Origin of the sequence: Saccharothrix carnea (assembly GCF_003014735.1) — a bacterium.
GTDB lineage: Bacteria > Actinomycetota > Actinomycetes > Mycobacteriales > Pseudonocardiaceae > Actinosynnema > Actinosynnema carneum.
In genome coordinates this window covers 1-26,413 of record NZ_PYAX01000014.1, presented here as the reverse complement: position 1 = coordinate 26,413, position 26,413 = coordinate 1, and the positions used below count along the sequence as shown (strand labels likewise).

Sequence of the window (26,413 nt, the reverse complement as noted above, 5' to 3'; positions counted from 1 at the left end):
CGGTCGAATACGCCGGGCCGGAACGGGTTCACCGAAACGGCCGCGTGCCCGGCACCGCGGGGGTGGTGCCGGGCACGCGCGTCCGCCGGGCCTCAGCCCGCGGTGCAGGTGAGCACCGGCGCGCCGGGCGACCCGGTGGACGACCCGAGGAACCCGAACGTGGCACTGGCGCCCGCGCCGACCGAGCCGTTGTGCGCGGCGTTGCGGGCGGTGACCGTGGAGCCCTGGCTGGTGACGGTCGCGTTCCACGCCTGCGTGACCGTCTCACCGTTGGCGTAGGTCCACGACACGGTCCAGTTGCTGATGGCCGACGTGCCGGCGGTGACGCGGACCTCGCCCTGGAACCCGCCCTGCCACTGGTTGACCACCGTGTACGTCGCCGAACACCGTGCCCCGACAGGCGGAGTGGTGGTGGTTGTTGTTGTCGTCGTGGTGGACGTCGGTGTGGTCGAACCTCCCCAGCCGGAGGCGGAGTCGAGCCACGTGATGCGGCGCTGCATCCAGTCCCGCATCGCCTGCACCTGGCCCTGCCACGTGGGCGCGGTCGGGGTGCGGAAGAAGCCGACTGTGGCCGAGCTCAGGTTCGGCCAGCGCTGGAAGTTGCGTTGAGCGCCGTTGGTCAGCGGCCGGGACAGCGCGTCGATCCGACCGGCCAGCGCGGAATCGGAGAGCAGGCCGCGCCGCAACGACTGCCAGCGCGACTTGGTCTGGTTGACGAACGCCGGGTCGCGCAGGAGCTGGGTGTACCAGTCGTTGGCCAGCGGCTGCCGGGTCTGCTGGTGCTGCCAGCCGGAGACCTGGTCGTTCTGGAAGTACCCGCCAACGCCGAACGTGAGGTCGAAGTCCCACAGCGGCCCGGCGAAGATCTTGCTGTCCCGGTCCTTGTAGAAGTGCGCGCTGCGGATGTAGGCGTCCATGCCGCGGCTCAACTCGTTGAGGATCATGTGGTCGATGAACGACGGCACGTCGACGTACTTCTGGTACCCGGTGGTCGGGTCGGCGAAGTTCGGTGCCCGCAGCACGTCGTGGAACTCCTGGACGTGCCCGCGCAACCAGTCGCGCTGCTGGGTGTTCAGCGGGTCGGGGTCGGCCACCTCCAGGTAGTTCCAGCAGGTGTTCGCCGGCCCGGTGCACGGCAGCGTCGGCTCCTCGGCGGCCATCCACTCGAACTTGAAGATGTACCCGCCCTGGATCGTCGGCAGCGTCGTGTCGTCCTCGTCCAGGCCCTTGAGGTCGAGCCGGTTCTTCGAGTTCTTGATCGTCTCGACCATCATGTAGACGCCCATGTAGTCGGCCGAGCCGACCGCGCTCGCGTCGGTGTTGAGGTAGAACTCGACGAACTTGTAGCGCGGCGCCTTGAGCCCCATCTCGCGGCCGAGGTCGTAGATGAACGCCTCGCGGATCAGGGACTTGTCGGTGAACGGGCCGCGCAGCACCCAGTCGGAGTCGGCGGGCATGCCGAGCACCGGGTAGTCGGCGTCGTCGCCCCCGTTGTCCCAGAACTCCAGGCGGTACGGCGTCTTCTCGAACGAGGCCGACGACTGGCCGCGCAGCCGGAACCCGGCGCGGGTGGCGACCGCGGGTGCGGCGGCCAACGAGGTCGTGCCGCCCGCCTGCGGTTCGAAGACCATGGTGGCGGCGTTGAAGTACTCGCGCTGGGGCTTGCCCGCGGCGTACGAGTCGATCATCACGACGGGTAGGTCGTGCGCCGTGGTGGTGGCTTCACGGGCGACGTACATCGCCGTTCCGGGCCGTCCGGACGCGGCCTGGTTCACGAAGGCCTGCGCGCGCAGCTGCGTGGTGCCGGTGAACCGCAGCGGTGAGCCCTGGTAGAGCGTCGACTGGGCGTTGGGCAACTGGCCGTTGGTGGTGTAGCGGATCTGGGCGCCGGCGATCGCGGTGCTCAGCGACACCGACACCTGGCCCTGGAACGTGCCGCTGGGCACGGAGAACGTGATGTCGCCGACCAGGTCTTCGGCTGCCGCCGCGGCGGCGATGGCATCGGCCGCGGCCGTGCTGCCGGGGGAGGAGGGTTCGGCGCCGGCCGACAACGGGACGAGCAGTCCGGTGAGGAGCACGGCGGAGACGGCGAGCACGTGGGACCGGTGGGTTTTCGCCGCGGCGCCGTTGCTGCGGGGGGTCAAACGCACGATGCCTCCTGTTCGGGTCGGTGGGACGGGGTGGTCGGTACCGGGCCCACCGACGACGTGGTGCCGCGGAAGTGACGGCGCAGGGTCCGTCGCCAGGGCGCGTCGGGCAGGTCCACGCGGAGCGCGGCCAACCCCGTGGCGTACTTGGAGATCCGGGCGGGCCGCACCCCCCGCTGCCACAGCACGCGGTCGACCGGTGAGGCGGCCGACGCGGTCTTGGTCTCGATCACGGCCAGGCCGGACAGCCGCAGCGCGGCGTCGTCGTGCCGCCAGGACAGCGCGGTGTCGATGGTGACCCGGCTCGCGGACTCCGGAAGCAGCAACGTGGTCCGCTGGTAGTCGGTGACCAGGACGGGGTCGAAGGAGCCGTCGGTGTCGGGCGCGATCGACTCGCGGGCGAGCGCCTCGTCGACGAACCGGCGTCCCGGGCGGACGGTGTCGCGGTCGTCCGGGTGGTACGGCAGGCGGTGCTTGGTGATGCTGCCCCGCGCGCCGCTGATCTTGACCTCCAGCCAGCACTCGGCGGAGTCGAGGTAGGTGCGGGTGCGCACCTTGAACCGACGACGCCTGCGGTAGGCCGCGGAGTGGTAGCTGACCAGCCGCGGGGTGTCGAAGTAGACCGATCGGTAGCGGAACGTCCGCTCGCCGTCGATGTCCAGCACCCGTGCGTGCGGCGCGAGCTGCTCCAGCAGGAGCGGCAGCGCCTCGGCCGGTACCAGGTACTTGCGGTCCACCCTGGTCTGCAGCGCGGCCCGGTCGACCAGTTCCGCCAGCCCGACCGGTGCCATCCGGGCCAGGGCGGGCACGTGCACCGTCGTCGCGGTCATCGGCGCGCCCCGGAGTGCGCGGGCGCGGCGGTCAGGGCGCGTTCGGTCACCGCGTACCGCACGTCGACGACCGTGGTCTCGTTGACCAGGTCGAGCCGCTGCACAGTGACCGCGTGGACCCTGGCGTCGAGCAGCTGTTCCAGGTGCGCGACGAGCGCGACGTGGTCGGTGACGGCCGAGTCGAGCACCAGGACCTGGTGCCGGTAGTGCCGGAACAGCTTCCGGTTGTCGCCCAGGAACATCACCACGACGATGAGGCCCATCAGGCCGCCGTTGAGCCACAGCGAGGTCGTGCTCAACGCGCCGAGCAGGCCCAGCGCGAGGGCCGAGAAGTAGTACGCGACCTCGTGCTGGTCCAGTTCCGTCGAGCGCAGGCGGATGATCGACAGCACGCCGAACAGCGCCATGCCGAGCCCGATGCCGGCGCCGGTGTTGCTGGTGCTCAACGCGCTCGCGACGGCGAGCACGCCGACGTTGACCCCCAGGTAGGCGACGACCAGGTCGCGGCGGCGGTGTCGTGGGAAGTAGAGCCCGAACACGAGCAGTACCACCGCGCAGATGTCTATCGCGAACAGGACGAGTTGGGACATCTCGTTCGTTCCTCCTACAGCCGCAGGCCGAGATCGGCTGGGCACCGCCCGCTTCTTGGCGGGGGTCTGCAGGACGGTCGCCGAAACTTTCGAATACTCAGGTAAACTTTCGGGAACTGGTGCGAAACGATAGGGGGAACTCGGGTGTCGAGTCAATGAACTGCCGGTGTACTGCCGCGTAGCAAAACGTGGACACTGCGCTGGTAGAGGCCATTTGGCGGCGGACTTTGCGCCCTTCTGGCCGGACGGCGCATCCTTACGGCCCGTAATCTGCCCATGTCACGACGTGTCGAAAGTTTCGGCTTGATCTTCTCGGGTGGAGCTATGGCGTCACGCCGGCCAGTGGCCGAGCAGGACGTGGAGGGCGTCCAGGGTCTTGGCCCACGAGGAGTCGGTGTCGCGCGGGTGGTGGCTGAAGCCGCCTGCCGCTTCGAGCGTCGTGAAGCCGTGGAACGTGCTGTGCAGCAGGCGCACGGCGTCGGTCTCGGCCGGCTCGGGCAGGTGGTAGCCGCGCAGGATCGCCCTGGTCAGCTCGGAGTGCCGGTCCGCCCGGCTCGCGGCGGCGATCTCCGGCGTCAGGTCGACCCGCAGCGCGGCGTACCGGCCGGGGTGCTCCCGGGCGTAGTCGCGGTAGGCGTTGGCGAAGGCGACCAGGGCGTCCTTGCCCGCGCGCCCGGCCAGGGCGGAGGCGGCGCGGTCGGCGAGTTCGGCCAACGCCAGGACGGCCACCCGCTCCCGCAGGTCCTGGGCGCTCTTCAGGTGCGAGTACAGGCTCGCGTCCTTGACCCCGAACCGCCGCGCGAGCGCCGAGACGGTCACGTTGTCGAAGCCGACCTCGTCGGCCAACTCGGCCGCCGCGCGGACCAGGCGTTCGACGGTCAGCCCCGCACGTGCCATGTTGTCCCTCCCTGAACCTAGACCCCCTAGGCTAACACTTAATGGTTTGTCGCTTCTGGCTAGCTGACGTAGCTTGGCCCTCGTGGAACCCGTAACCGAGCGCGAGATCCGCGCGTCGTTCGTCAACTGCACCAAGGGCGAGGCCAAGCGCCTGCCGGTGCCGGGTGACCTGGCCGACCGACCGTGGGACGACCTGGACTTCCTCGGCTGGCGCGACCCGTCCGCACCGCAGCGGGCCTACCTGGTGACGCCGACCGGCGACGGCCTGGTGGGCCTGGCGCTGCGCCTGGCGACACCGCACGCCGGTCAACCGCGACGCACCATGTGCTCGCTGTGCCTGACCACGCAGCCGGGCGACGGCATCTCCCTGATGACCGCGCGCAAGGCGGGGCGCGGCGGTCAGCAGGGCAACTCCGTGGGCATCTACCTCTGCGCCGACCTGGCCTGCTCGCTCTACCTGCGCGGCAAGAAGGACGCCGGCCCCGGCTCGCGGCTGCACGAATCGCTCACCCCGGAGGAGAAGGCCGCCCGGACCGCGTCGAAGCTCGCCGCGTTCCTCGCCCGGGTGCTCGGGTGAGCATTCCTCGTTGCCCATTCCGCAAGTCCGAACCGCCAATTCGGGTGACCGGCCCCGCGCTACCATCGACGGCGGCTGATCCGTGGTTTCGGAGGGTGCGCGTGGCGTCGACCAAGCTGATGGTGTGTTTAGCCAATTCCCGCAAGCACCAGGGCCGGTGTGTCGCGGGGATCGTGATCGGCGGTGGCGGTCCGGAGTGGGTCCGTCCCGTCGGCGCCCGGCCCGGCCACGGGGTGCTGGCCCGGGAACGGCACTACGGGGGCGGGGTGGAACCGCAGGTCGGAGACCTGATCTCGGTGCCGCTGGTGAAGTCGAGGCCGTTCGGCGTGCACCGCGAGAACTGGCTGTTCGACCCCGCGGTCCGGTGGCGGCGCGTCGGTCGGATCGGGTGGAACGAGTTATCCGGTTTCGTGGAACATCCCGCGAGCTTATGGGTCAACGGTGACCACACGGTGGTCGGCGCCAATGACCGCGTGCCGGTCGAACTGCAAGACCGCGTGGTAGACTCCCTCAAATTCATCCGAGTCGCCGGGGTGACAATAGAGGTGAGCCCCGCCTATTCGAACGGCAAGAGTCAACTGCCCGCCGTCCGGGCCCGGTTCGGCCACGGGGGCTCCGGGTACGCGCTGAAGGTGACCGATCCGGTGTACGAAGAGGAATTCCGGGCCAGAGGGCTCGGCAAGTACCGGCTGGGCGAGTCGTTGCTGACGGTGAGTCTCGGCGAGGAGTACAAGGGCCACTTCTACAAGCTGGTCGCGGCGATCGTCGAGCGCCCCGGCGGCGGGCCCGGTGGCAGGCGATGACGACCGGTCCGGTGCTCACGATCGGTCACTCCGTGCACGACTTCCCGAACCTGGTGCGGCTGCTGCGCCGGCACAAGGTCACGGCCGTCGCCGACGTGCGCTCGATCCCGCACAGCCGGTTCACCCCGCAGTTCAACCGCGGCGCGATCGAACGCGGCCTGCGCGACGCCGGGATCAAGTACGCCTTCCTCGGCAGGGAACTCGGGGCGCGCACCGACGATCCGAGCTGCTACGTCGATGGCCGGGTCCAGTACGAGCGGCTGGCCAAGACGCCGGACTTCGTCAGCGGGATCGACCGGGTCCTGCGTGGTGCGCGGGTCGAGCGGATCGCGGTCATGTGCACCGAGGGCGAACCACTGGACTGCCACCGCACGGTTCTCGTCGCCCGGGTGCTCACCGAGCACGGCGTCACGGTCGGCCACATCCACGCGGACGGGCGGGTCGAGGGCCACGAGGAGGCGATGGAACGCCTCATGGCCGCGTTCGGCCTGCTGGAGGACGACCTGTTCCGCACGCGGGCCGAACGGCTCGACGAGGCGCTGAACAGGCAGGAGTCCCGGATCGCGTACGTCAACGACGAGCTTCGCGAGGACGGGGCGGCAGAGGTGTGAGGATCTACACCATCGGGTTCACGAAGAAGACCGCGCAGCGGTTCTTCAGCCTGTTGCGCGGGTCGGGCGCGACCACCCTGGTCGACGTGCGCCTCAACAACGTGTCGCAATTGGCCGGTTTCGCCAAGCGGGACGACTTGGCCTACTTCGTCCGCGAGCTGTGCGGCATGTCCTATGCGCACCGGCCCGAGCTGGCGCCGACGCAGCCCATGCTGGACGACTACAAGAAGCACGGCAGCGACTGGGCGGCCTACGAGGGCCGGTTCCTGGACCTGATGCGGCAGCGCGGCGTCGAGGACACCGTCCCACGTGACCTGGTCGACAACGCGGTCCTGCTGTGCAGTGAGGACAAACCGCACCACTGCCACCGCAGGCTGGTCGCCGAGTACCTCGCGCAGCGCTGGGGTGACGTCACGGTCGAGCACCTGACCTGAGCCTGACCGGCGTCCACCCGGGTTCGCCCGCAGGGAAAAGGTGAGGTGACCTCGCCGCCTCCGGAGGTAGGGTTGAGGTGCTCGGGGCGCCGTTGCCTCTTTGGCGCGCCCATCTTTTTCCTCTGGGGGATCCACGCATGACTTCCGCAGGTGTGTCCGACGCCGTGACGTCGCCGCCCGCGCTCACCCGCGCCGACCGCGCCGTGATCGGCGTGCTGCTCGTGGCCACGTTCGTGGTCATCCTGAACGAGACCATCATGGGCGTCGCACTGCCCGTGCTGCTGACCGAACTCAACGTGACCGCCGCCGTGGGCCAGTGGCTCACGGCGGGCTTCCTGCTGACCATGTCGGTGGTCATCCCGATCACCGGCTACCTCATCCAACGGGTGTCGACGCGCGTGCTCTACGGCGTGGCGATGGGCCTGTTCAGCGCGGGGACCCTGATCGCCGCGCTGGCCCCTGGCTTCCCGGTGCTCCTCGCCGCGCGCGTGGTGCAGGCCAGCGGCACGGCGATCATGCTGCCGCTGCTGATGACGACCGTGATGACGCTCGTGCCGCCGGCCCGCCGCGGCGCGGTGATGGGCAACATCTCCATCGTCATCTCCGTCGCGCCCGCCATCGGGCCCACGGTGTCGGGTGTGCTGCTGGACCTGTTCAGCTGGCGCGCCATGTTCTGGGTCGTGCTGCCGATCTCGCTCACCACGCTGGTGCTGGGCCTGCGCTGGGTGACTCGCATCGGCGAGGCGAGCAGCGCGCCGATCGACGTGCTGTCGGTCGTGCTGTCGGTGTTCGGCTTCGGCGGCCTGGTCTACGGCCTGTCGAGCATCGGGCACAGCGGCGGCGGGTCGTCCGCCACGCTGTGGGCGTCGCTCGCGGTGGGTGTGCTGGGCATCACGGCGTTCGTGCTGCGGCAGATCCAGCTGCAGCGCCACGAACGCGCCCTGCTGGACCTGCGCACGTTCGCCTTCCGCACGTTCACCCTGGCCAGCGCCCTGATGATGGTGATGATGGGCCTGCTGCTCGGCGTGGTGACGATCCTGCCGATCTACATGCAGAACGTCCTCGCGCTCGACCCGCTGGCCACCGGCCTGCTCCTGCTGCCCGGTGGCCTGCTGATGGGCCTGCTGTCGCCGTTCGTCGGCCGCCTGTACGACCGGGTGGGACCGCGCGTCCTGCTCATCGTCGGCACCATCGCCACCAGCGGCTCGCTGTGGTTCGCCACGACGTTCGACGCGACCACGCCCGCCACGCTCGTGCTGGTGTTCCACCTCGTGCTGAGCCTGGGCCTGGCGTTCTCGTTCACGCCGCTGTTCTCGTCGGGCCTGGGCGCGCTGCCCGCGCGGCTGTACTCCCACGGCAGCGCGATCTTCAGCACGACCCAGCAGCTCGCCGCCGCGGCGGGCGTGGCGTTGCTGGTCAGCGTGATGAGCGCGCGGGCCGCCGAGCTGGCCGGTGCCGGTGAGGCGACGACCGGCGCCGAGATGGGCGGCATGCACGCGGCGATCCTGCTGGCGGCGGTCCTGTCGCTGGTGGCCGTGGCCGGTTCGTTCATGGTCAAGGCGGGCAAGGCGGAGTCACCGCACTAGTCCGCGACACTCCGCACGACGGCGGGCGCGGGGACGACGGTGAATCGTCCCCGCGCCCGCCGCCATTTGTTCATAATCGTGAATCCGCATTCGGCTCATTGCCTCGTCCCGACGGTGTGCGTTAGCGTGCCCGAGATCGCTCCCGATACTGTTTTCGCAGTTCAGAAGCGTGAACATCGGCCGCCGCCGCGTAACGCAAAGGGAGAAACAATGAGGTTGACCCCCCTTGTCGCCGCCACCGCGGTGGCCGTCGCCTTGGGATTACCGGGAGCCGCGGCCTCCGCCGCGACCACGCACCACGAAGCGGAAACCGCACCCGCGGTGTGCCAGGGCGCCATCGAGTCGAACTGGTCCGGCTACTCCGGCACCGGGTTCTGCAACGCGACCAACGCCGTGGGCGCCCACGCGCAGTTCACCGTCACCGCGCCGACCGCGGGCGCCGCGACGGTGCTGGTCCGGTTCGCCAACGGCGGCACGTCCGCCCGCGCCGCGAACCTCCTCGTCAACGGCTCCACCGGGCAGTCGGTCTCGTTCGAGGCGACCGGCGCGTGGTCGACGTGGGCCTCGAAGACCCTGTCCGTCACGGTGCCCGCGGGCACCAGCACGATCCGGCTCAGCCCCACCACCTCGGCGGGCCTGCCGAACGTCGATTACCTGGACTTCACCCAGGACAGCACGCCACCGCCCGCCGACGCGCTGTACGTGGCACCGGACGGCGACGACGGCAACCCCGGCACGCTCGCCGCACCGCTGCGCACCATCCAACGCGGCGTCGACCTGGCCCAGCCGGGCTACACGATCCACCTGCGTGGCGGCACGTACGCACCCGCCACCAACATCCAGCTGCTCAAGAACGGCACCGAGAGCCAGCCGATCACGTTGCGCAACTACGGCACCGAGCGCGTGGTCATCGACGGCGAGAACATGCCGCACACGCCGGGCGCGGTGGGTTCCAGCATCCCGCGTGCCGAACGCGGCGCCGTGCACATCGAGGGCGACCACTGGCGGCTGATCGGGCTGGAGATCGTCCACGGCCCGTACGGCGTGTTCGGCCTGGACGTCAACAACACCGTGTTCGACCGGCTCGTGACCCGGGACAACTACGAGTCCGGCCTGCACCTGCAAGGCGCGTCGGGCAACAACCAGATCATCAACCTGGACGCCCACGGCAACCGCGACCCGCGCAAGAACGGCGAGAGCGCCGATGGCCTGGCCATCAAGGAGGGCTCCGGCACCGGCAACGTGGTGCGCGGCGCGCGGCTGTGGCACAACTCCGACGACGGCCTGGACTACTGGATGTTCTCCTCGCCGATCCTGCTGGAGAACAGCCTGGCCTGGGGCAACGGCTTCAACCGCTGGAACCTGCCCGACTTCACCGGTGACGGCAACGGGTTCAAGCTCGGCGGCAACGGCGTCGCCGCCAACCACACCGTGCGCAACACGATGGCGTGGGACAACGCGGCCGGCGGTTTCGTGGACAACAACAACCCCGGCCAACACCGGGTCGAGCGCAGCACCGCGTGGGACAACCCGAAGACCGGGTTCCAGTTCGACCGCTCCGACAGCACGCTGACCAAGAACCTGGCGGCGGGCAACGGTGCGGACGTGTCGCTCGGCTCGAACTCCAGCGGCAGCGGCAACTCGTGGGACCTCGGCGGCTCGTGGTCGTTCGCGAGCACGAACCCGGGCACGATCACGGGACCGCGCAACGCCGACGGCTCGATCCCGTCGTCCACCTTCCTGCGCCCGAGCAACGGCGCGGACGTGGGCGCGCGCTTCTAGCAGACCTGCGGATCGACGGCGGGGCCGGGCTGATTGCCCGGCCCCGCCGCTTTGTGCCCGCCAAGCCCGCCGAGCGCGACCTCGACGTGCATCCTCCTATGTGCCTATAGTGCTAGGTAGCTAGTTAAATGGAGGAAGCCGTGATCGAGTTCCACTTGGACGGCAAGTCGGGCCTGTCGCCCTACCAGCAGCTGGTCCGGCAGGTGCGGCACGCGCTGCGGCTCGGCCTGCTGCGCGAAGGCGACCAGCTGCCGAAGGTGAAGGACGTGGTCGCCGACCTGGCGATCAACCCCAACACGGTGCTCAAGGCCTACCGCGAACTCGAGCACGACGGCCTGGTCGCGGCCCGTCCCGGGGTGGGCACGTTCGTGACGGGCACGCTGTCGGGCACCTCGCTCGCCGCGCTCGCGCCGCTGCGCCAGGACCTGCGGCGCTGGCTGGCCAAGGCCCGCCGCGCCGGACTGGACGAGGAGAGCATCGAGGCGTTGTTCCTCACCACGTTTCGCTCCGCGTCCAGGGAGGACATAGCGTGACCGTGCTGCGTGCCCGCGGCCTGGGCAAGAAGTACCGGCGGCGCTGGGCGTTGACCGGCTGCGACCTCGACCTCCCGGCCGGGCACGTGACCGGGCTGGTCGGCCCGAACGGCGCGGGCAAGTCCACGCTGCTCGGCCTCGCGGCGGGCATGGTCGAGCCGTCCAGCGGCACCATCGAGGTCTGCGGCGACGTGCCGGGCAGCGGTCCGGCCCAGCTGGCGAAGGTCGGCTTCGTCGCCCAGCACACGCCCGTCTACGCGAACCTGACCGTCGCGGAGCACCTGCGCCTGGGCGCCCACCTCAACCCCGGCTGGGACGACGCCCTGGCCCGCGACCGGATCGCCCGGATCGGACTGGACCCGGCACTGCCCGCCGGCAAGTTGTCCGGCGGCCAGCGGGCGCAGCTCGCGCTCACGCTCGGCATCGCGAAACGCCCCGAACTGCTGCTGCTGGACGAGCCGGTCGCCTCGCTCGACCCGGTGGCACGGCGCGAGTTCCTGCGGGACCTGATGGAGTCCGTGGCCGAGCACGGGCTGAGCGTGGTGATGTCCTCGCACCTGATCGGCGACCTGGAACGCGTCTGCGACCACCTCGTCGTGCTGGTGGACGCCCGGGTCCGGATCACCGGCGAGGTCGAGCACCTGCTGGCCACCCACCGCAGGCTGACCGGGCCGCGGCGGGACGTCGACACCCTGCCCGCGGACCAGCACGTGGTCTCGGTGAGCCACACCGACCGCCAGACCACCGTCCTGGTGCGCACCGAGGCACCGGTCCTCGACCCGTCCTGGGACGTCGGCGAGCTCGACCTGGAGGACCTCCTGCTGGCCTACATGAGCAACCCCGGCACCGGCCGTCCGCCGCTGGAGGTGGTCCGATGACGTGGTTGACGTGGCGGCAGCTGCGCTTCCCGTTGGTGTCGGTGTACGCGGCCCTGGCGGTGGTCACCGCGCTCCTCGCGGGCACCCGCCTCGTCGGCGGGCAGGACCCCGGCGACGGGGAGTTCTGGTACTCCGCCGGCCTGTTCGCGGTGAACGGGCTGCCCGCGCTCCTCGCCGTGTTCTGGGGCGTGCCGATGATCACCCGGGAACTGGAGGCGGGCACGCACAACCTGGTGTGGAACCAGAGCGTCACCCGCACCCGGTGGCTCGCGGTCAAGCTCGGCATCGGCGTGCCTGCCGCCGCGCTCACGGCGGGACTGCTGAGCCTGGTCGTCACCTGGTGGGCCGACCCCGTCGACACCTCGGCCGTGCCGGAGCGCGTGGGCAACTTCGGGCGGCTCATGACGCCGGTGGTGTTCGCCGCACGGGGGATCGCGCCCGTCGGTTACGCCGCGTTCGCGTTCGTGCTGGGGATCGCGGTCGCGATCCTGTTGCGCCGCACCGTGACCGCGATGGCCGTGACCCTCGTCGTGTACGCCGCCGTGCAGCTCGCGGTGCCGCTCGCGGTGCGCCCGCACCTCCTGCCGCCGGTCGGCGAGACGGTCGCGATCACGGAGGCGAACATCGCCGGCATCCGTGCCGAGGAGGGCGGCCGGGGTGCGCCCGAGGCGCTGACCGTGCTCGCACCGGCGGGCGCGTGGGTGCTGACCAACGAGACCGTGGACGCGAACGGCGCCGTGGTCCGGCCGCTGCCCGCCGTGGTGGGTGACTGCCTGCCGCCGGCGGCGGAGGACCCGCGCGACCTGGACCTCGACCGGATCCACGCGTGCTTCGCCCGGCTGTCCGACCACGGCTACCGGCAGCACCTGACCTACCAGCCGGCGAGCCGGTTCTGGCCGTTGCAGTGGGTGGAACTGGCGTTGTTCCTCGTCCTGTCCGCGCCGGTGACCTGGTTCTGCTTCGGCCGGCTGCGCCGGCTGTCCTGACTCCCCAGCCGCTGTGACCGGCTGGGCCGACCTCGAAAGGGGACCGCCATGCGCGGCATCACGTTCCTCATCGCCTCGGCACTCCTGCTCTCCACCGCTCCCGCCTCGGCCACTCCCGCCCCGGACGACCGAACGCCACACCTGCCCGCGCCGACCGGCCGCCACGCGGTCGGCGTCACGTCGCTGCACCTGGTCGACGCGTCCCGCCCGGATCCGTGGGTGCCCGCTGTGAAACGGGAGCTGATGGTCTCGCTCTTCTACCCGGCCGCGTCGGCGCGCGGGCCGAAGAAGCAGTACCTGACGCCCGCCGAGTCGGCCGCGGTGCTCGAGGAAGGCGGCATCACCACCGTGCCGCCCGACACGTTGAGCACCCTGCGGACCAACGCCGTCGTGGACGCGCCACCGGTCGGCCGGCGGCACGGCCTGCCGCTGGTCGTGCTGTCGCCGGGCTACAAACGGCCCCGCGCCACGCTCACCACGCTGGCGGAGGACCTGGCGAGCCACGGTTACGTCGTCGCGGTGGTGGGCCACACCTACGAGAACGTCGGCACCGCGTTCCCGGACGGGCGGTTCGCCCCCTGCGCCTCCTGCGAGGTCCTCCACGACCACGAGTTCTGGTTGAAGCTGGACGCGGGCCGGGCGGTGGACGTGTCGTTCGTGCTGGACCAGCTGACCGGGCCGCTGCGCGACCACCGCGGCGCGAACCTGGTGGACGCCTCGCGGATCGCCATGGGCGGCCACTCGGCGGGCGGTGCGAGCAGCCTCGGCGCCGCGCGTGCCGACGCCCGCATCCGCGCCGCGATCGACGTGGACGGCGTCCTCTCCACGCCCGTGCCGCCGGAGGGGATGTCGCAGCCGGTCATGTTCCTGGGTCGGCAGGACAACTTCGCGCCCGGCGCTCCCAGCGTCAAGAGCTGGGCGGACGCCTGGCCGTTGCTGACCGGGTGGAAGCGCTGGCTGGTGGTGGCGGGCATGTCGCACCCGTCGTTCACCGACATCGGGGTGCTGGCACCGCAGCTGGGCCTCGACCCGAGCGCGGAGGTGCCCGGCGAGCGCGGCGCGGCGATCACCCGCGCCTACGTGCGGGCGTTCTTCGACCTGCACCTGCGCGGTGTGCCGCAGCCGCTGCTGGACCGGGCGTCGGCCGGCTACCCGGAGGTCTCGGTGGTCGAGCCGTCGAGCTGACCCACGAGCACCCGCAGCGCCGAGTGGACGTGCTCCTCGGCGCGGCGGGTGACCTCGGCGGCGTCACCGGCGTCGAGGAGCCGCACGATCTCGCGGTGCTCGTCCACGACCACGGCGCGGTAGTCGTGGTGGCCGAGCCGGATCCGGGTGAGCTGGAACAGGTGCACCTGGGACCGCACCGCGTGCCAGGCCTCCAGCAGCCGCCGGTTGCCGGTGGCCCGGTAGATCGTGTCGTGGAACTCCATGTCGAGGGCCAGCAGCCGGTCGCTCGGCGCGCCCTCGGCCAGCCGTGCCGCCATGGCGTCCACGAGCCGGTCGAGGGCGGCCAGGTCGACGCGGCCGATCGCGCCGCGCCCGGCGAGGCCTTCCAGGGCGGCCCGGACCGAGTACACCTCTTCGGCGTCCTGGACGGTCAGGTCGATGACCCTGGTGCCGCGGTGCCAGGCGCTGCGCACCAGCCCTTCCCGGGCCAGCACGGCGAGGCCTTCGCGCACCGAGCCGCGGCTGACGTCCAGTGACGCGGCCAGTTCCACCTCGCGCACCGGCGCGCCCGGCGGGAACACCCCCGCGAAGATCGCTTCCCGGATCCGGTCGGCGGCCTCGTCCGCCAGACCCCGCCGGTCGGCCCTGCGCAGCTGCATAATGTCGAATGTTGACATTAGCCGGACCGGTGGTCAAGGTGGAGGCATGAGACCTGGTTTCCACCTCGCTGTCCCCGTCGACGACCTGGCCAGGGCCCGCGCGTTCTACGGCGGCGTGCTCGGGCTCGAAGAGGGGCGCTCGGCCGAGAAGTGGGTGGACTGGAACTTCTACGGCCACCAGTTCGTCACGCACGTCGTGCCCGGTCCGCGCGGCGACTCCGGTCGCAACCCGGTCGACGGCCACGACGTGCCCGTGCCGCACTTCGGCCTCCTCCTGCCGGTCGACGAGTTCCACGCGCTGGCCGAGCGGCTGCGCGCGGCCGGGACGGAGTTCGTGATCGAGCCGTACCTGCGGTTCGCCGGTGAGCCGGGTGAGCAGTGGACGATGTTCTTCCGCGACCCGGCGGGCAACGCGCTGGAGTTCAAGGCGTTCAAGGACGAGTCGCAGGTGTTCGCCAAGTGAGCCGGGGTGTCGTGGTCACCGGCGGCAGTCGCGGTATCGGCGCGGCGATCGCCGACGCGTTCCGGGAACTGGGCGACGAGGTGGTCGCACTGTCCTCCGCGGACGTCGACCTGGCCGACCCGGACGCGATCGAGCGGGTGGTCGGGTCGGCCGCCGACACGCTCGGCGGGATCGACGTCCTGGTCAACAACGCGGGCTTGGTGGAACTCGGCTCGGTGGACCTGCCGTACGCGCAGTGGCAGGCGTTGTGGCGGCGCACGTTCGCGGTCAACGTGTTCGGTGCCGCGGACATGTCGTACTGCGTGGCCCGGCACATGATCTCGCGCGGTGTCCGCGGGCGGATCGTCAACGTCGGCTCGCGCGGCGCGTTCCGCGGCGAGCCCGCGATGCCCGCGTACGGCGCGAGCAAGGCGGCGTTGCACTCGATGGGGCAGTCGCTGGCGGTCGCGTTGGCGCCGCACGGCATCGCGGTGGCGTCGGTGGCGCCCGGTTTCGTCGGCACCGACCGGGTGGCGGACATGGTGACCGACGAGGTGCTGGCGCAGAGCCCGTTCGGCCGGGTGGCGAAGCCGGAGGAGGTCGCCGCCGCGGTGGTCTACCTGGCATCGTCGGAGGCCGAGTGGGCGTCCGGTGCCGTGCTCGACCTCAACGGCGCCTCGTACTTGCGAACCTAGGAGCGCTGTCTTGAGCACATCCGGATCGGTCGGGGTCATGCTGCCCCGCGACCTGGCGCCCGCGCGGGTGCTGCCGTTCGCCCGGCGTGCGGACGAGCTGGGGTTCGACGAGCTGTGGGTGGTGGAGGACCTGGGTTTCCGCGGCGGGATCGGCCAGGCCGCGGCGGTGCTGGCGGCGACCGGGCGGATCCGGGTCGGCATCGGGTTGCTGCCGGTCGGCGCGCGCAACGCCGCGTTCGCCGCGATGGAGGCGGCGACGCTGGCCCAGCTGTTCCCCGGCCGGATCGACATCGGCATCGGGCACGGCATGCCGGGCTGGATGAAGTCGGTCGGTGAGTGGCCCGCCAGCCCGCTGACGATGCTGGAGGAGTACCTGGGCGCGGTGACGGCCCTGGTGCGCGGGAAGTCGGTGGAGCGGGGCGAGTACGTCGAGCTGGACGGCGTGCGCCTGGAAGACTCGTCCGTGCCCGACCACCCGCCTCTCGTGCTGGCGGGAGTGCGCGGGCCGCGTTCGCTGGCCGTGTCGGGGCGGGTGGCGGACGGCACGATCCTGGCCGAGCCGACGACGCCGGAGTACGCGCGGGCGGCGTTGGCGCACATCGACGCGGACCGGCCGCACCGCCTCGTCGGCTACAACGTGGCCGCCGTGCACCCCGACGCGTCGGTGGCGATCGACGCCGTGCGGACCGGCCTGGAGTGGATCGGCGAGCCGGACTGGGCACCACACCTGGCACCGCTGCCGTTCGCCGCGGAGTTCGCCGCCCTGCGCCGGTCGTGCGACAGCCGGGAGGAGTTCGCGCGCCGCCTGCCGGAGGAGTGGGTGCGCCGACTGGCCGTGACCGGCACGGCCGCCGACGCGAGGTCCCGCCTGGCCGAACTCTTCGCCGCCGGGGTGGACAGCGCCGTGCTGGTCCCGGTCGGGCCGGACCCGCTGGAGGCGGTGGAACAGCTCGCCGCGGTGCTGTGAGGACTACGACGCGTAGGCGTGGGCGGCGTCGAGGGCCCGCGCCGTCGCCGGGTCGGCCGGGAGGTAGGCGACGAGGCGGTGGTCCTCGTCGCCGGGCACGGTCAGGGTTTCGTAGGCCAGCCGCAGCTCACCGTGCTCGGGGTGCCGCCAGCGCTCCACGCCCGTCCCGCCGGGCACCGACCCGCCGGTGAAGCGGCGGCCGAAGTCGGTGCCCGCGGTGATGGAGAGCTCTTCGGCCAGGGCCGCCGCCGAGCCGTCACCGAGGTCTGCGGCGGCACGGAGCGCAGCCGCACGGTCGTCGGCCACCCGGTCCCAGTCCGGGAACGACGTGCGCGCCCTGGCGTCACCGAACACGAACCGCGCGAAGTTGGGCCGCTCGACGTCCAGCAGACCGGACGGTGCGGCCAGCAGGCGGAACCCGGCGGTCCACGCGAGCAGGTCGCCCTGGGCGTCCGCGACGAACGCGGGCGTCGGCTCCAGCCGGTCGAGCAGCGCCAGCACGGTGGGCCGCACGGGACGTGGCTCGGCCACCACCGAGCACACCGCGCCGCCCGCCTTCACCAGGCGGTGCAGGTGGACGCGTTCGTGCGACGACAGCCGCAACGCGTCCGCCAACGCCCCGATCACCTGCGCGGACGGGTGGCGGTCGCGCCCGCGTTCCAGCCGGGTCAGGTACTCGACGCTGACACCGGCCAGCGCGGCCAACTCGGCCCGGCGCAGCCCCGGTGTGCGGCGGCGCGGACCGGACGGGAGACCCACCTCGGCCGGGGTGATTGCCTCCCGGCGCGCTCGCAGGAACCCGCCCAACGCGTTCATGGTGGCCGAGTCTAGTGCGGTGGGCCGCCTCGCTGAGCGGCCGGAAGACGCGGTGGAGGCTGTCGGTCGCGAGGGGGTCCCTGTGGGGGCCTCCCTCCGGCCGGCCCGCCGTCCCAGGCTGTGGGGCATGACCATGAAGTACCGGCTCTTCGGCCAGACCGGTTTGCGCGTGTCGGAACTCCTGCTCGGCACCATGACCCTCGACGACCCCGCCGAGTCCCGCCGCATCGTCGACGCCTACGCCGACGCGGGCGGCAACGTGCTCGACACCGCGTCGGCCTACGGCGCCGGCGAGGAACTGCTCGGCTCGATCGTCCGGCGGCGCGACCGGTTCGTCATCGGCACGAAGTACACGCTGTCCCGCGACGCCGCCGACCCCAACGCCTCCGGCAACCACCGCAAGAACCTGGCCGCCTCGCTGGACCGGAGCCTGCGCCGGCTGCGCACCGACTACGTCGACGTGTACTGGGTGCACATCTGGGACCGGCACACCCCGGTCGAGGAGACCATGCGCGCGTTGGACGACGCCGTGCGCGCGGGCAAGGTCCTCTACACCGGCATCTCGGACGCGCCGGCCTGGGTCGTCGCCCGCGCCAACACCCTCGCGCAGTGGCGTGACTGGACACCGTTCGCCGGGCTCCAGGTGCCCTACAACCTGCTCACCCGCGACGTCGAGCGCGAACTGCTGCCGATGGCCGAGGCGCTGGGCCTGAGCGTGACCGCCTGGGCACCGCTGGCGGCGGGCAAGCTGACCGGTGCCGCGGGCAGGCGCGCGGACCCGGCTTCGCTCACCGAACGGGAACGCGCGGCCGCCCGTGCCGTCCGGGAGGTGGCGGACGAGCTGGGCGCACGGCCCGCGCAGGTGGCGTTGGCGTGGACGCGCGCCAAGTCACGCGCCGTGCTGCCGCTGGTCGGCGTGAGCAGCGTCGCGCAGCTCACCGAGAACCTGGAAGCGCTGGACCTGACCCTGCCCGACGACGCCGTGCGCCGGCTGGAGGCGGCGGTGGCGTTCGAGCTCGGCTTCCCCGGCGACTTCATCGCCGAGTGCGAGCCGTCCCCGTTCGTGTTCGGCGACACGGCCACCAGGGTCGAGCCGCGCTGAGGGTCGAGGCCGCGGGCGGCGGCTGCGGACGTGGCCGCGTTACGTTCTCGGGCATGACGGACGGACAGTCCCACGAGAGCGAGCCCGAGTGGGCGAGGTGGCGGCGGCCCGCGCCGGCCACGGGCCAGTGGCGGCGCGACGTCTCGCTGGCGCTCGCGGTGCTGGCGGGTGCCGTGGTGATGACGGTGCTGGTGAACAGCATGGGCGCGAGCCCTTGGGACAGCGGACCGCCGCTGGCCGAGCAGCTCGCCTGGGGCGTGGCGCTGGCCCTGCCGCTGGTGGCGCGGCGGCGCTTCCCGGTGACCGTGCTGTTCGTGGTCGGCGCGGTGTTCATCGCGGTGCAGACGCGTCGCGTCGGCGACAACCTCGTGCCGTCCGTCGCGTTGTTCCTGGCCATCTTCAGCGCGGGCGCGTGGGGCCCGGACCGGACGCGGGCGCGGTGGGCCCGGATCGCGGTGATGGCGGTGATGTTCGGCTGGCTCGGCTACGGGCTGGTGAAGTTCTTGGTGGCGCCGACACCGCAGTTCGAGGACGCGGCCGGGCCGCTCGACCCGGTGCTCGCGACCGTGCTCTACGGCATCGGGCTCAACATGCTGTTCTTCCTGTCCGCACACTTCTTCGGCGACATGGCGTGGGTCTCGGCCCGCCGCCAGGCCGAGCTGGAGCACCGGGCCGAGCAGTTGCGCCGGTCGCAGGAGCAGAACACGCGGGGCGCGATCGTCGCCGAACGCGTGCGCATCGCCCGTGACCTGCACGACGTCGTGGCGCACCACGTGTCGGTGATGGGCGTGCAGGCGGGCGCGGCACGGCGGGTGCTCGACCGCGACCACGAGCTGGCCCGCGAGGCGTTGCGGACTGTCGAGGAGACCGCGCGCACGGCCATCGGCGAACTGCGCGGCCTGCTGGGCGTGCTGCGCGCCGACCCGGAGGAGGAGGTCCGGGAGGGTGCGGGCGCGACGTCGTCGCCCGGCTTGGACCAGCTGGCCGACCTGGCGGAACAGGCCCGGTCGGCGGGGCTCGACGTGGTGCACGGGGTGTACGGGGAGCCGCGGCCGGTGCCGGAGGGTGTCGCCCTGTCGGTGTACCGGATCGTGCAGGAGGCGTTGACGAACGTGGTGAAGCACGCGGACGCGCGCCGGGCCGACGTGCGGGTGCGGTTCCTGGAGAAGTCGCTGGAGGTCGAGGTCACCGACGACGGCCGGGGGCGGAACGGGTTGTCGGGCGGTGCCGGGTTCGGCCTGGTGGGCATGCGGGAGCGGGTCGCGGTGCACGGCGGTGAGCTGGAAGCCGGACCCCGCCGTGACGTCGGGTACCGGGTCTGTGCGAGGTTCCCCGCATGACGGACCCCTTGCGCGTGGTGCTCGCCGACGACCAGGACCTGGTCCGGGCGGGCTTCCGGGTGATCCTCGGCACCGAGGACGACATCGAGGTCGTCGGCGAGGCGCGCGACGGCGTCGAGGCGGTGGAGGTGGTCGGCCGGCTCCAGCCGGACGTCGTGCTGATGGACGTGCAGATGCCGGGCGTGGACGGGCTGGAGGCCACCCGGCGCATCCTCGGCCCGGCGGGTGCGGGCAACCCGATCAAGGTCGTCATCCTCACCACGTTCGACCGCGAGGACTACCTGTTCGAGGCGCTGCGGGCGGGTGCGAGCGGTTTCCTGCTCAAGAACGCCTCGCCGGAGGACCTGGTCGACTCGGTGCGGGTCGTGGCGCGGGGTGACGCCCTGCTGTCACCGGAGGTCACCCGCCGGGTCATCGCCCGGTTCACCGAACCCGTGCCGCCCGCCACGACGACGCGCCGCCCGCCGGAACTCACCGACCGCGAGTTCGAGGTGCTGGTCCACCTCGCGCGTGGCGCGAGCAACGCGGAGATCGCCGGTGCGCTGTTCCTGGGTGAGACGACGGTGAAGACGCACGTGTCGCGCATCCTGGCCAAGCTGGGCCTGCGCGACCGCACGCACGCCGTCGTGTTCGCCTACGAGCACGGGATCGTGGAGCCGGGCCGGGCCTGACGCCGAACCTCCCGTGGTCGACGCCCGCGGACCTGAGCGTGGAACTCGGGGGTCCCGAGCGTTCGACACGCCCGACCCGGGTGTTCGACACGCGGGGTCCTCCGCGAGGAGGACCCGCGAAGTCGATCCGGCGCCGGACGTGCCGCGACCGTCCACGACCTAGCGTTGAGGTCATGTTGACAGTGACGTCGGTCAGCCGGAGTTTCGGCGACCACCAGGTCCTGGACGGCGTGTCGTTCGAGGTCCGACCCGGCCGCATGACCGGGTTCCTGGGCGCGAACGGGTCCGGCAAGACCACCACCATGCGCATCGTCCTCGGCGTCCTCGCCGCGCACGGCGGCACGGTGTCCTGGCAGGGTTCGCCGGTGACCGGCGCGGTGCGGCAGCGGTTCGGGTACATGCCCGAGGAACGCGGCCTCTACCCGAAGATGGGCGTCGCCGAGCAGATCAGCTGGCTCGGCCAGCTGCACGGCCTCGACCGGGACGTGGCGCGGCGCAACACCGACCGCCTGCTCGACCAGCTCGAACTCGGCCACCGGGCCAAGGACAAGCTCGAGGAGCTGTCGCTGGGCAACCAGCAGCGCGCCCAGGTGGCCGCCGCGCTGGTGCACGACCCGGTCATGCTGATCCTGGACGAGCCGTTCTCCGGGCTGGACCCGATCGCGGTCGAGACGGTGCTCGGCGTGCTGCGCGAGCGTGCCGCGAACGGCGTGCCCGTGCTGTTCTCCAGCCACCAGCTGTCGGTGGTGGAACGGCTGTGCGACGACGTGGTGATCATCTCCGGTGGCCGGATCGCGGCAGACGGCGCGCGCGACGAGCTGCGTACCCGGTACGGCACCACGCGGTTCGAGCTGGTCGTGGCCTCCGACGCGGGGTGGGTGCGGGACGTGCCGGGTGTCCGGGTGGTCGACGTCGACGGCCCGCGCGTGGTGTTCGAACCGGACGGTGACCCGGACGTGGACCAGGTCGTCCTGGCCGCGGCCCTGCGCCGCGGGCCCGTGCGCGGCTTCACCCCCGTCGTCCCGACGCTCGACGAGATCTTCAAGGAGGTCATCTGATGACCGGCGTGACGGAGCAGGACGGCGGGTCGCGCGGTTTCGTCGCGGCCACCCGGTTGGTCGCCGAGCGCGAGATGAAGGTGTTCCTGCGGTCCAAGGGCTTCTGGATCGGGCTCGCCGTAATCGTGGTCGGCCTGTTCGCGATCTCGATCCTGCCGACCGTCTTCGGCGGCGGTGAGACCAAGGTCGCGGCGGTCGGTTCGGAGGCCGCGGAGGCGTTGGCCGACACCGGTCTGGAGGTGCGCGAGGTCGCCGACGTGGCCGCCGCCGAGGCGCTCATCCGGGCGGACGAGGTGAAGGCGGCGGTCGTGCCGGACACGACGGGCGAGTCCGCCACCGGCATCCGCGTGCTGGCGCTCGACGACCCGCCGAACAGCGTGGTGGCCGCGTTGCGCACCGCGCCACCGGTCGACCTGCTCGACCCGGCCGAGGTCGGCCAGGACCAGCGGCAGCTGGCGATCATGGTGTTCGCCATGGTGTTCCTCATCGTCGGCATGAGCGGGACGGCGATCGCGCAGAGCACGGTCACCGAGAAGCAGACCCGGATCGTGGAGATCCTGGTGTCGACGGTCCCGGTGCGGGCGCTGCTGGCGGGCAAGATCGCGGGGCACTCCCTGCTCACGATCGGCCAGGTGCTGGTGATCGCGGTGGCCGGGCCGATCGCGTTGCGGCTGGGCGGGCACCAGGAGCTGCTGGCCCTGGTCGCGCCCGCGCTGGGCTGGTTCGTGCCGTTCCTGGTGTTCGGGTTCGTGCTGCTGGCCTCGATGTGGGCGGTCGCCGGTTCGCTGGTCAGCAGGCAGGAGGACCTGGGTTCGAGCATGGGCCTGGTGATGATGCTGGTGATGGGCCCGTACTTCGGCGTGATGTTCTTCTCCGACAACGCCACCGTGCTCACCGTGCTGTCGTTCCTGCCGTTCTCGTCGGCGATCGCGATGCCGGTGCGGCTGTTCGCCGGTGACGCGGCGGTGTGGGAACCGCTGCTGGCGCTGGGGCTGCTGGCCGGGACGGTCGTGCTGACCGTGCTGCTGGCGAGCCGGATCTACTCGGGGTCGCTGCTGCACACCGGTGGCAAGCTCGCCCTGTCCAAGGCGTGGGCCCGGGAGGAGTAGCCCACCCGCGCCGGCGTGAACGTGGCGGCGCCCTGCGGGCAACACCTGGTGTGAGGATGATGACCGAGCACGCGGACGGCGGTGGTGCGTCGGACGCCGACGACCGGCCGGACCTGTCGGGACCGCACCCGGCGCGGATCTTCGGGCACCTGTTCGACCGGCACTCCGGGCCGCTGCACCGGTACCTGGCGCGCCGGGTCGGCGACCTGGCCGACGACCTGGTCGGCGAGACGTTCCTGATCGCGTTCCAGAGCCGTGCCGGGTACGACCCCGGCCGCGGCACGGCGCGGTCCTGGCTCTACGGCATCGCCACCAACCTGCTGCGCCGACACGTGCGGCAGGAGGTGCGCGGCCTGCGGGCGGCGGCACGGGCGGCCGGGTCCGCGGCGGGCGCCGAGGACCACGACAACCGGGTGGCCGACCAGGTCGACGCCTCGGCGCGGGCCCGGTTGCTGGCCGACGCGCTGGTCGAGCTGGAACCGGGCGACCGGGACGTGCTGCTGCTGACCGGGTGGGCCGGGCTGGACTCGAACGAGGTCGCCGAAGCGCTCGGCATCCCGGTCGGCACGGTCCGCTCCCGGTTGCACCGCGTGCGGCGGCGGCTGCGGACCCACGCGTCGAACACCGAGCACCCGAGGAGCGGCGATGAGTGACCACGACATCCGCCGCGTCTGGACCGACGACGAGCTGGACTCCGCGCTGGCCACCCTGCGGGCCGACGTCCGCACGGCCGCGCCGGTGCTCGCCGAGGCCAGGGCGGCCCTGATCACGACGATCGAGCAGGCCGAGCCGGCACGCGGGAAGCGACCGCGCCGGTCCACCCGGCGGTGGCTGGCCGGTGCGGCGGCCGTGGCCGTGCTGGTCGCCGGCACGCTGCTGGTGCAGACCGTGTCGTTCGGCGGTCCCGCACCGGCGACCGCCGAGGCCGTGCAGACCCTGGACCGCGCTGCCGCGCAGGCGATCGGGGCGGTGGACGGGCCGGTCGGTCCCGGCCGGTACCGCTACGTCGCCACGCACGCCTGGTGGATGGGGTCGACGACGTCGATGGACGGCCGGGAGTTCGCCTGGCTCTCCGAGCACCTGCAGGAGACGTGGGCACCCGCGAACCCGGAGGACGAGTGGCTGCTGCGCCAGGAGATCACCGGCAACGTGCAGTGGGTGAACAGCACGGCGGAGGAGGCGGACGCGGCCGGCGTGCGTACCGACAGCCGCTGGCCGGAGGGTGAGTGGCGCGCACCGTGCGGCGACTTCTTCGGCGGGTCCGACTGCGAGGACCCCGGCTCCTGGCAGAAGCCGACCGCGCAGTGGCAGGCGGGCCTGCCGACCGACCCGGCCGCGCTGTACGAGCGGTTGCGGGCCGACGCGCCGGACGACCGGGGTGACGCCGCGCTGCTGACCTACGCCGCCGACGCGCTGCGCAGCGGGCTGATCGGCGCGGACCTGCGCGCCGCCCTCTACCGGGCGCTGACCAGGCTGCCCGGCCTGGAGGTGACCGAGCGGCAGGCGAACCTGGACGGGCGCGTCGGCATCGCGCTCGGCGTCGACGACGGCGACCGGCGCCACGACATCATCATCGACCCGGAGACCGGGCTGTTCCTCGGCGAGCGCCAGGTCGTGACCGACTGGCTCGGCGAGTTCGACACCGGCACCGTGGTGTCGTTCACCTCGGTGACGACGGGGGTCGTGGACACCATCGGCACCCAGCCCGCCGGCTGACCGGGGGAGCGGAGGAGGGCCCGTGCGCCAGGGGTGCGCACGGGCCCTTCGCCGTGATCACCCAAAGTTACGGGCAACGGGGTGCGGTCGGCCGCCGTATAGGGGGTGACCGAGTGGAGGAGGTGTCACGTGCAGGATCGGGACCGCGAGTTCCGGGCCTACTTCGAGGCACGGGCGGCCGTCGTGCGGCGGACCGCCTTCTTGTTGTGCGGTGACTGGCACCGGGCCGAGGACCTGGCTCAGACGGCGTTGGCCAAGGTGTACGTGCACTGGGGGCGGTTGGACCGGTCCGGACGGGTCGACGCGTACGTGCGCAAGGTGCTGGTGAGGGCCGTCATCGACGAGTCGCGGTGGCGGGGACGGCGGCCGGAGACGGTGGTCGAGGCGGTGCCGGAGCCGGCCGAGGCGGCGACAGGGGTCGAGGAGGCCATGGACGTGCGGCGCGCGTTGGCCGCGCTGCCGCCCAGGCAACGTGCCGCGGTCGTGCTGCGCTACTGGGAGGACCTGCCGGTCGCCGAGACGGCGGCGGCGCTGGGCTGTAGCGAGGGAACGGTGAAGAGCCAGGTGTCCAAGGGTCTCGGCGCCCTGCGGCGTGCGCTGGCGACCAATCGGACCGTGCTGTGGGAGGGCTCGTGAGCGACGAGGTTCGGGACATGATCAAGGCGGCGCTGGCGGACGAGCCCGCGTCGGGCCTGGAGTTCGAGCGGGTCGTCCAGGACGGGCGCAAGCGGCGGGCACGGCGGCGGTTCGGCGTGCTGACCACGGCGGCGGTGGGGGTGGTCGCGGTGGCCGCGGTCGCGGTGAGCGGGACGGTCGCGTCGTCGTCCGCCCCGCCCGCCTCGGTGCTGTCGACGTCGCCGACGAGCGTGACGTCGTCCGTCGCGCCGGCGCCTGGCTGCGCGGCGCCGGCGGGGATGGGCGGCTTCCCCGACCAGCCACGCGGGTCCGCGACGCCGGAGGAACTGGCCGAGTCCGCCCGGCTCACCGAGGCGTTCGCGGGGTTCGCGCTGCCGTTGCCCGCGGGGGTCGAGGCCACACCGCTGCGGTTGTGCGCCATCGACGCGAGCTGGGGCGGCGACTTCGGGCTCACCGGTGACCGGACGGTCATCGTCTACGTCAGGCCGCTCGGCCGGCAGCCGCCCGGCGAGTGCCGGTGGTTCACGCCGGAGACGCAGTGCTCGGTCAGGGCGCTGCCGGACGGGTCGACGGCACGCGTCACCGTCGAGCCCGGCAGTGAGGCGACGTTGGCCACCGCGGACGTGTGGCGCGGCGACGGCACGTACGTGAGCGTCATGGAGACCGGTGGCACAGGCTCCAAGAACCGGGTCCTCACCGACGACCAGCTGGTCGCCGTCGCCACCGCGCCGCAGCTGAAGGTGCAGTGGGTGGGCCGTGCGGTGCCCGCGGACCCGTCGAACCGCCGTGCGGCCGAGCTCGACCAGGTGCTGGCGGGCGCGCTCCCGCCCGGGTTGACGGTCGAACGGCACCTCCCCTCGGACGAGGCGGCGCTGAGGTTCCGCGTCAGCCAGGGCGGCTACCGCGCGGCGGCCACCGTGACCGACGCGGAGGGTCGCGGCTCGGTGATGGTGACGGTGGACGTTCCCCGTGACGGTGAGCCGACCTGCCGGGACCGGTCCGCGTGCCGCGTGGTCGAGCTGGCCGGTGGCCGCAAGGCGACCGTGGAGACGACGACGGAAGACGGTCTGATCAGGCGCCACCTCTACGGGCAGGCGGCGGACGGCAGCCGGCTGACCGTCCAGAGCTCCAACGTCGCCGACATGGGCCCCGCGGCCGACCGCCCGACCCGGCCGACCCCGCCCCTGACCGAGGCGGACCTGATCCGGATCGCGGAACTGCCTGGCCTGCACTGGTGATCGTGGTGCGGGCGCGAGGACTTCATCGCGCCCGCACCACCGCTCTCGCTACCGCCAGGTGATGTCGGACGGTGAGTAGAAGCAGTTCCTGCCGTCCGCGCCCTCACCGATCTTCTTCGGCTCGGAACCCTTCGGCACACCCT

General features: G+C 72.1%; 28 protein-coding genes. 22 read left to right on the top strand and 6 right to left on the bottom strand.

Annotated features, from left to right (window positions below; all coding sequences use genetic code 11):
* Positions 1-92: 92 nt before the first annotated feature.
* The 4 genes from B0I31_RS31855 to B0I31_RS31840 form a co-directional block, all read right to left on the bottom strand.
* Complete coding sequence (locus B0I31_RS31855; RefSeq protein WP_245950586.1) at positions 93-2,150, bottom strand: CotH kinase family protein; 2,058 nt, start codon at positions 2,148-2,150, stop codon at positions 93-95.
* On the bottom strand, positions 2,141-2,977 hold the full coding sequence (locus tag B0I31_RS31850; protein ID WP_106619102.1) for a polyphosphate polymerase domain-containing protein: 837 nt from the start codon (positions 2,975-2,977) through the stop codon (positions 2,141-2,143). The genes B0I31_RS31855 and B0I31_RS31850 overlap by 10 nt, the downstream gene beginning before the upstream one ends.
* Complete coding sequence (locus B0I31_RS31845; protein ID WP_106619101.1) at positions 2,974-3,567, bottom strand: DUF4956 domain-containing protein; 594 nt, start codon at positions 3,565-3,567, stop codon at positions 2,974-2,976. Before B0I31_RS31845 ends, B0I31_RS31850 begins: the two co-directional genes overlap by 4 nt.
* Before the next feature lie 330 nt (positions 3,568-3,897).
* Positions 3,898-4,464, bottom strand: coding sequence for a TetR/AcrR family transcriptional regulator (locus tag B0I31_RS31840; RefSeq protein ID WP_106619100.1), 567 nt, complete (start codon positions 4,462-4,464; stop codon positions 3,898-3,900).
* A gap of 82 nt (positions 4,465-4,546) precedes the next feature.
* Here B0I31_RS31840 and B0I31_RS31835 point away from each other — a divergent pair, with 82 nt between their 5' ends.
* From B0I31_RS31835 to B0I31_RS31790, 10 genes are all read left to right on the top strand, one after another.
* Positions 4,547-5,041: an FBP domain-containing protein gene (locus tag B0I31_RS31835; RefSeq protein WP_106619099.1), complete on the top strand. Its 495-nt coding sequence runs from the start codon at positions 4,547-4,549 to the stop codon at positions 5,039-5,041.
* Positions 5,042-5,142: 101 nt separating this feature from the next.
* Complete coding sequence (locus B0I31_RS31830) at positions 5,143-5,844, top strand: dual OB domain-containing protein (protein WP_106619216.1); 702 nt, start codon at positions 5,143-5,145, stop codon at positions 5,842-5,844.
* Entirely contained in the window at positions 5,841-6,455 is a 615-nt protein-coding gene (locus B0I31_RS31825) for a DUF488 domain-containing protein (RefSeq protein ID WP_106619098.1), read from the top strand. Before B0I31_RS31830 ends, B0I31_RS31825 begins: the two co-directional genes overlap by 4 nt.
* Positions 6,452-6,889 carry a DUF488 domain-containing protein gene (locus B0I31_RS31820; RefSeq protein WP_106619097.1) on the top strand — a complete coding sequence of 146 codons (438 nt, stop codon included), beginning with the start codon at positions 6,452-6,454 and terminating at the stop codon, positions 6,887-6,889. The genes B0I31_RS31825 and B0I31_RS31820 overlap by 4 nt, the downstream gene beginning before the upstream one ends.
* A 137-nt stretch (positions 6,890-7,026) precedes the next feature.
* The gene (locus tag B0I31_RS31815) at positions 7,027-8,475 is read left to right on the top strand and encodes a DHA2 family efflux MFS transporter permease subunit (RefSeq protein ID WP_106619096.1); all 1,449 of its coding nucleotides are present in this window, start codon (positions 7,027-7,029) and stop codon (positions 8,473-8,475) included.
* Positions 8,476-8,685: 210 nt separating this feature from the next.
* Positions 8,686-10,257 (top strand): right-handed parallel beta-helix repeat-containing protein, encoded by a 1,572-nt coding sequence (locus B0I31_RS31810; RefSeq protein WP_106619095.1) that lies wholly within the window; start codon positions 8,686-8,688, stop codon positions 10,255-10,257.
* A 140-nt stretch (positions 10,258-10,397) separates the two neighbouring features.
* Positions 10,398-10,790 carry a GntR family transcriptional regulator gene (locus B0I31_RS31805; RefSeq protein WP_219910889.1) on the top strand — a complete coding sequence of 131 codons (393 nt, stop codon included), beginning with the start codon at positions 10,398-10,400 and terminating at the stop codon, positions 10,788-10,790.
* Positions 10,787-11,668 carry an ABC transporter ATP-binding protein gene (locus tag B0I31_RS31800; protein WP_106619093.1) on the top strand — a complete coding sequence of 294 codons (882 nt, stop codon included), beginning with the start codon at positions 10,787-10,789 and terminating at the stop codon, positions 11,666-11,668. The genes B0I31_RS31805 and B0I31_RS31800 overlap by 4 nt, the downstream gene beginning before the upstream one ends.
* Positions 11,665-12,654, top strand: coding sequence for an ABC transporter permease subunit (locus B0I31_RS31795; protein ID WP_106619092.1), 990 nt, complete (start codon positions 11,665-11,667; stop codon positions 12,652-12,654). Before B0I31_RS31800 ends, B0I31_RS31795 begins: the two co-directional genes overlap by 4 nt.
* A gap of 48 nt (positions 12,655-12,702) precedes the next feature.
* Positions 12,703-13,839, top strand: coding sequence for an alpha/beta hydrolase family protein (locus B0I31_RS31790; protein WP_106619091.1), 1,137 nt, complete (start codon positions 12,703-12,705; stop codon positions 13,837-13,839).
* Here the strand turns inward: B0I31_RS31790 and B0I31_RS31785 are convergent.
* Positions 13,803-14,480: a GntR family transcriptional regulator gene (locus B0I31_RS31785; RefSeq protein WP_219910888.1), complete on the bottom strand. Its 678-nt coding sequence runs from the start codon at positions 14,478-14,480 to the stop codon at positions 13,803-13,805. The genes B0I31_RS31790 and B0I31_RS31785 overlap by 37 nt on opposite strands.
* A gap of 46 nt (positions 14,481-14,526) precedes the next feature.
* Here B0I31_RS31785 and B0I31_RS31780 point away from each other — a divergent pair, with 46 nt between their 5' ends.
* Genes B0I31_RS31780 through B0I31_RS31770 form a run of 3 tightly spaced genes read left to right on the top strand, consistent with a single transcriptional unit; the run spans position 14,527 to position 16,584 of the window.
* Positions 14,527-14,943, top strand: coding sequence for a VOC family protein (locus tag B0I31_RS31780; protein WP_106619089.1), 417 nt, complete (start codon positions 14,527-14,529; stop codon positions 14,941-14,943).
* A complete protein-coding gene (locus B0I31_RS31775) occupies positions 14,940-15,617 on the top strand; it encodes an SDR family NAD(P)-dependent oxidoreductase (RefSeq protein ID WP_106619088.1) in 678 nt (225 codons plus the stop codon). The genes B0I31_RS31780 and B0I31_RS31775 overlap by 4 nt, the downstream gene beginning before the upstream one ends.
* A 10-nt stretch (positions 15,618-15,627) precedes the next feature.
* Entirely contained in the window at positions 15,628-16,584 is a 957-nt protein-coding gene (locus B0I31_RS31770) for an LLM class flavin-dependent oxidoreductase (protein ID WP_245950585.1), read from the top strand.
* Positions 16,585-16,587: 3 nt separating this feature from the next.
* Here B0I31_RS31770 and B0I31_RS31765 read toward each other — a convergent pair whose 3' ends face one another.
* Positions 16,588-17,400: a helix-turn-helix domain-containing protein gene (locus B0I31_RS31765; RefSeq protein ID WP_106619086.1), complete on the bottom strand. Its 813-nt coding sequence runs from the start codon at positions 17,398-17,400 to the stop codon at positions 16,588-16,590.
* A gap of 127 nt (positions 17,401-17,527) precedes the next feature.
* On the opposite strand from B0I31_RS31765, the gene B0I31_RS31760 reads away from it, so the two are divergent.
* The 9 genes from B0I31_RS31760 (at position 17,528) to B0I31_RS40900 (ending at position 26,270) form a co-directional block, all read left to right on the top strand.
* Positions 17,528-18,502, top strand: coding sequence for an aldo/keto reductase (locus B0I31_RS31760; RefSeq protein WP_219910887.1), 975 nt, complete (start codon positions 17,528-17,530; stop codon positions 18,500-18,502).
* Positions 18,503-18,555: 53 nt separating this feature from the next.
* Positions 18,556-19,842, top strand: coding sequence for a sensor histidine kinase (locus B0I31_RS31755; RefSeq protein ID WP_106619085.1), 1,287 nt, complete (start codon positions 18,556-18,558; stop codon positions 19,840-19,842).
* Positions 19,839-20,513, top strand: a complete 675-nt coding sequence (locus tag B0I31_RS31750) for a response regulator (protein WP_106619084.1) — start codon at positions 19,839-19,841, stop codon at positions 20,511-20,513. The genes B0I31_RS31755 and B0I31_RS31750 overlap by 4 nt, the downstream gene beginning before the upstream one ends.
* 173 nt (positions 20,514-20,686) lie before the next feature.
* Positions 20,687-21,571, top strand: coding sequence for an ABC transporter ATP-binding protein (locus tag B0I31_RS31745; RefSeq protein WP_106619083.1), 885 nt, complete (start codon positions 20,687-20,689; stop codon positions 21,569-21,571).
* Complete coding sequence (locus B0I31_RS31740) at positions 21,571-22,680, top strand: ABC transporter permease (RefSeq protein WP_106619082.1); 1,110 nt, start codon at positions 21,571-21,573, stop codon at positions 22,678-22,680. The genes B0I31_RS31745 and B0I31_RS31740 overlap by 1 nt, the downstream gene beginning before the upstream one ends.
* Positions 22,681-22,739: 59 nt before the next feature.
* Entirely contained in the window at positions 22,740-23,333 is a 594-nt protein-coding gene (locus B0I31_RS31735) for an RNA polymerase sigma factor (protein WP_106619081.1), read from the top strand.
* On the top strand, positions 23,326-24,396 hold the full coding sequence (locus B0I31_RS31730) for a CU044_5270 family protein (protein WP_106619080.1): 1,071 nt from the start codon (positions 23,326-23,328) through the stop codon (positions 24,394-24,396). The genes B0I31_RS31735 and B0I31_RS31730 overlap by 8 nt, the downstream gene beginning before the upstream one ends.
* A gap of 129 nt (positions 24,397-24,525) precedes the next feature.
* On the top strand, positions 24,526-25,032 hold the full coding sequence (locus tag B0I31_RS31725) for a SigE family RNA polymerase sigma factor (protein ID WP_106619079.1): 507 nt from the start codon (positions 24,526-24,528) through the stop codon (positions 25,030-25,032).
* On the top strand, positions 25,029-26,270 hold the full coding sequence (locus tag B0I31_RS40900) for a hypothetical protein (protein ID WP_181320605.1): 1,242 nt from the start codon (positions 25,029-25,031) through the stop codon (positions 26,268-26,270). The genes B0I31_RS31725 and B0I31_RS40900 overlap by 4 nt, the downstream gene beginning before the upstream one ends.
* The last annotated feature ends 143 nt before the right edge of the window (positions 26,271-26,413 follow it).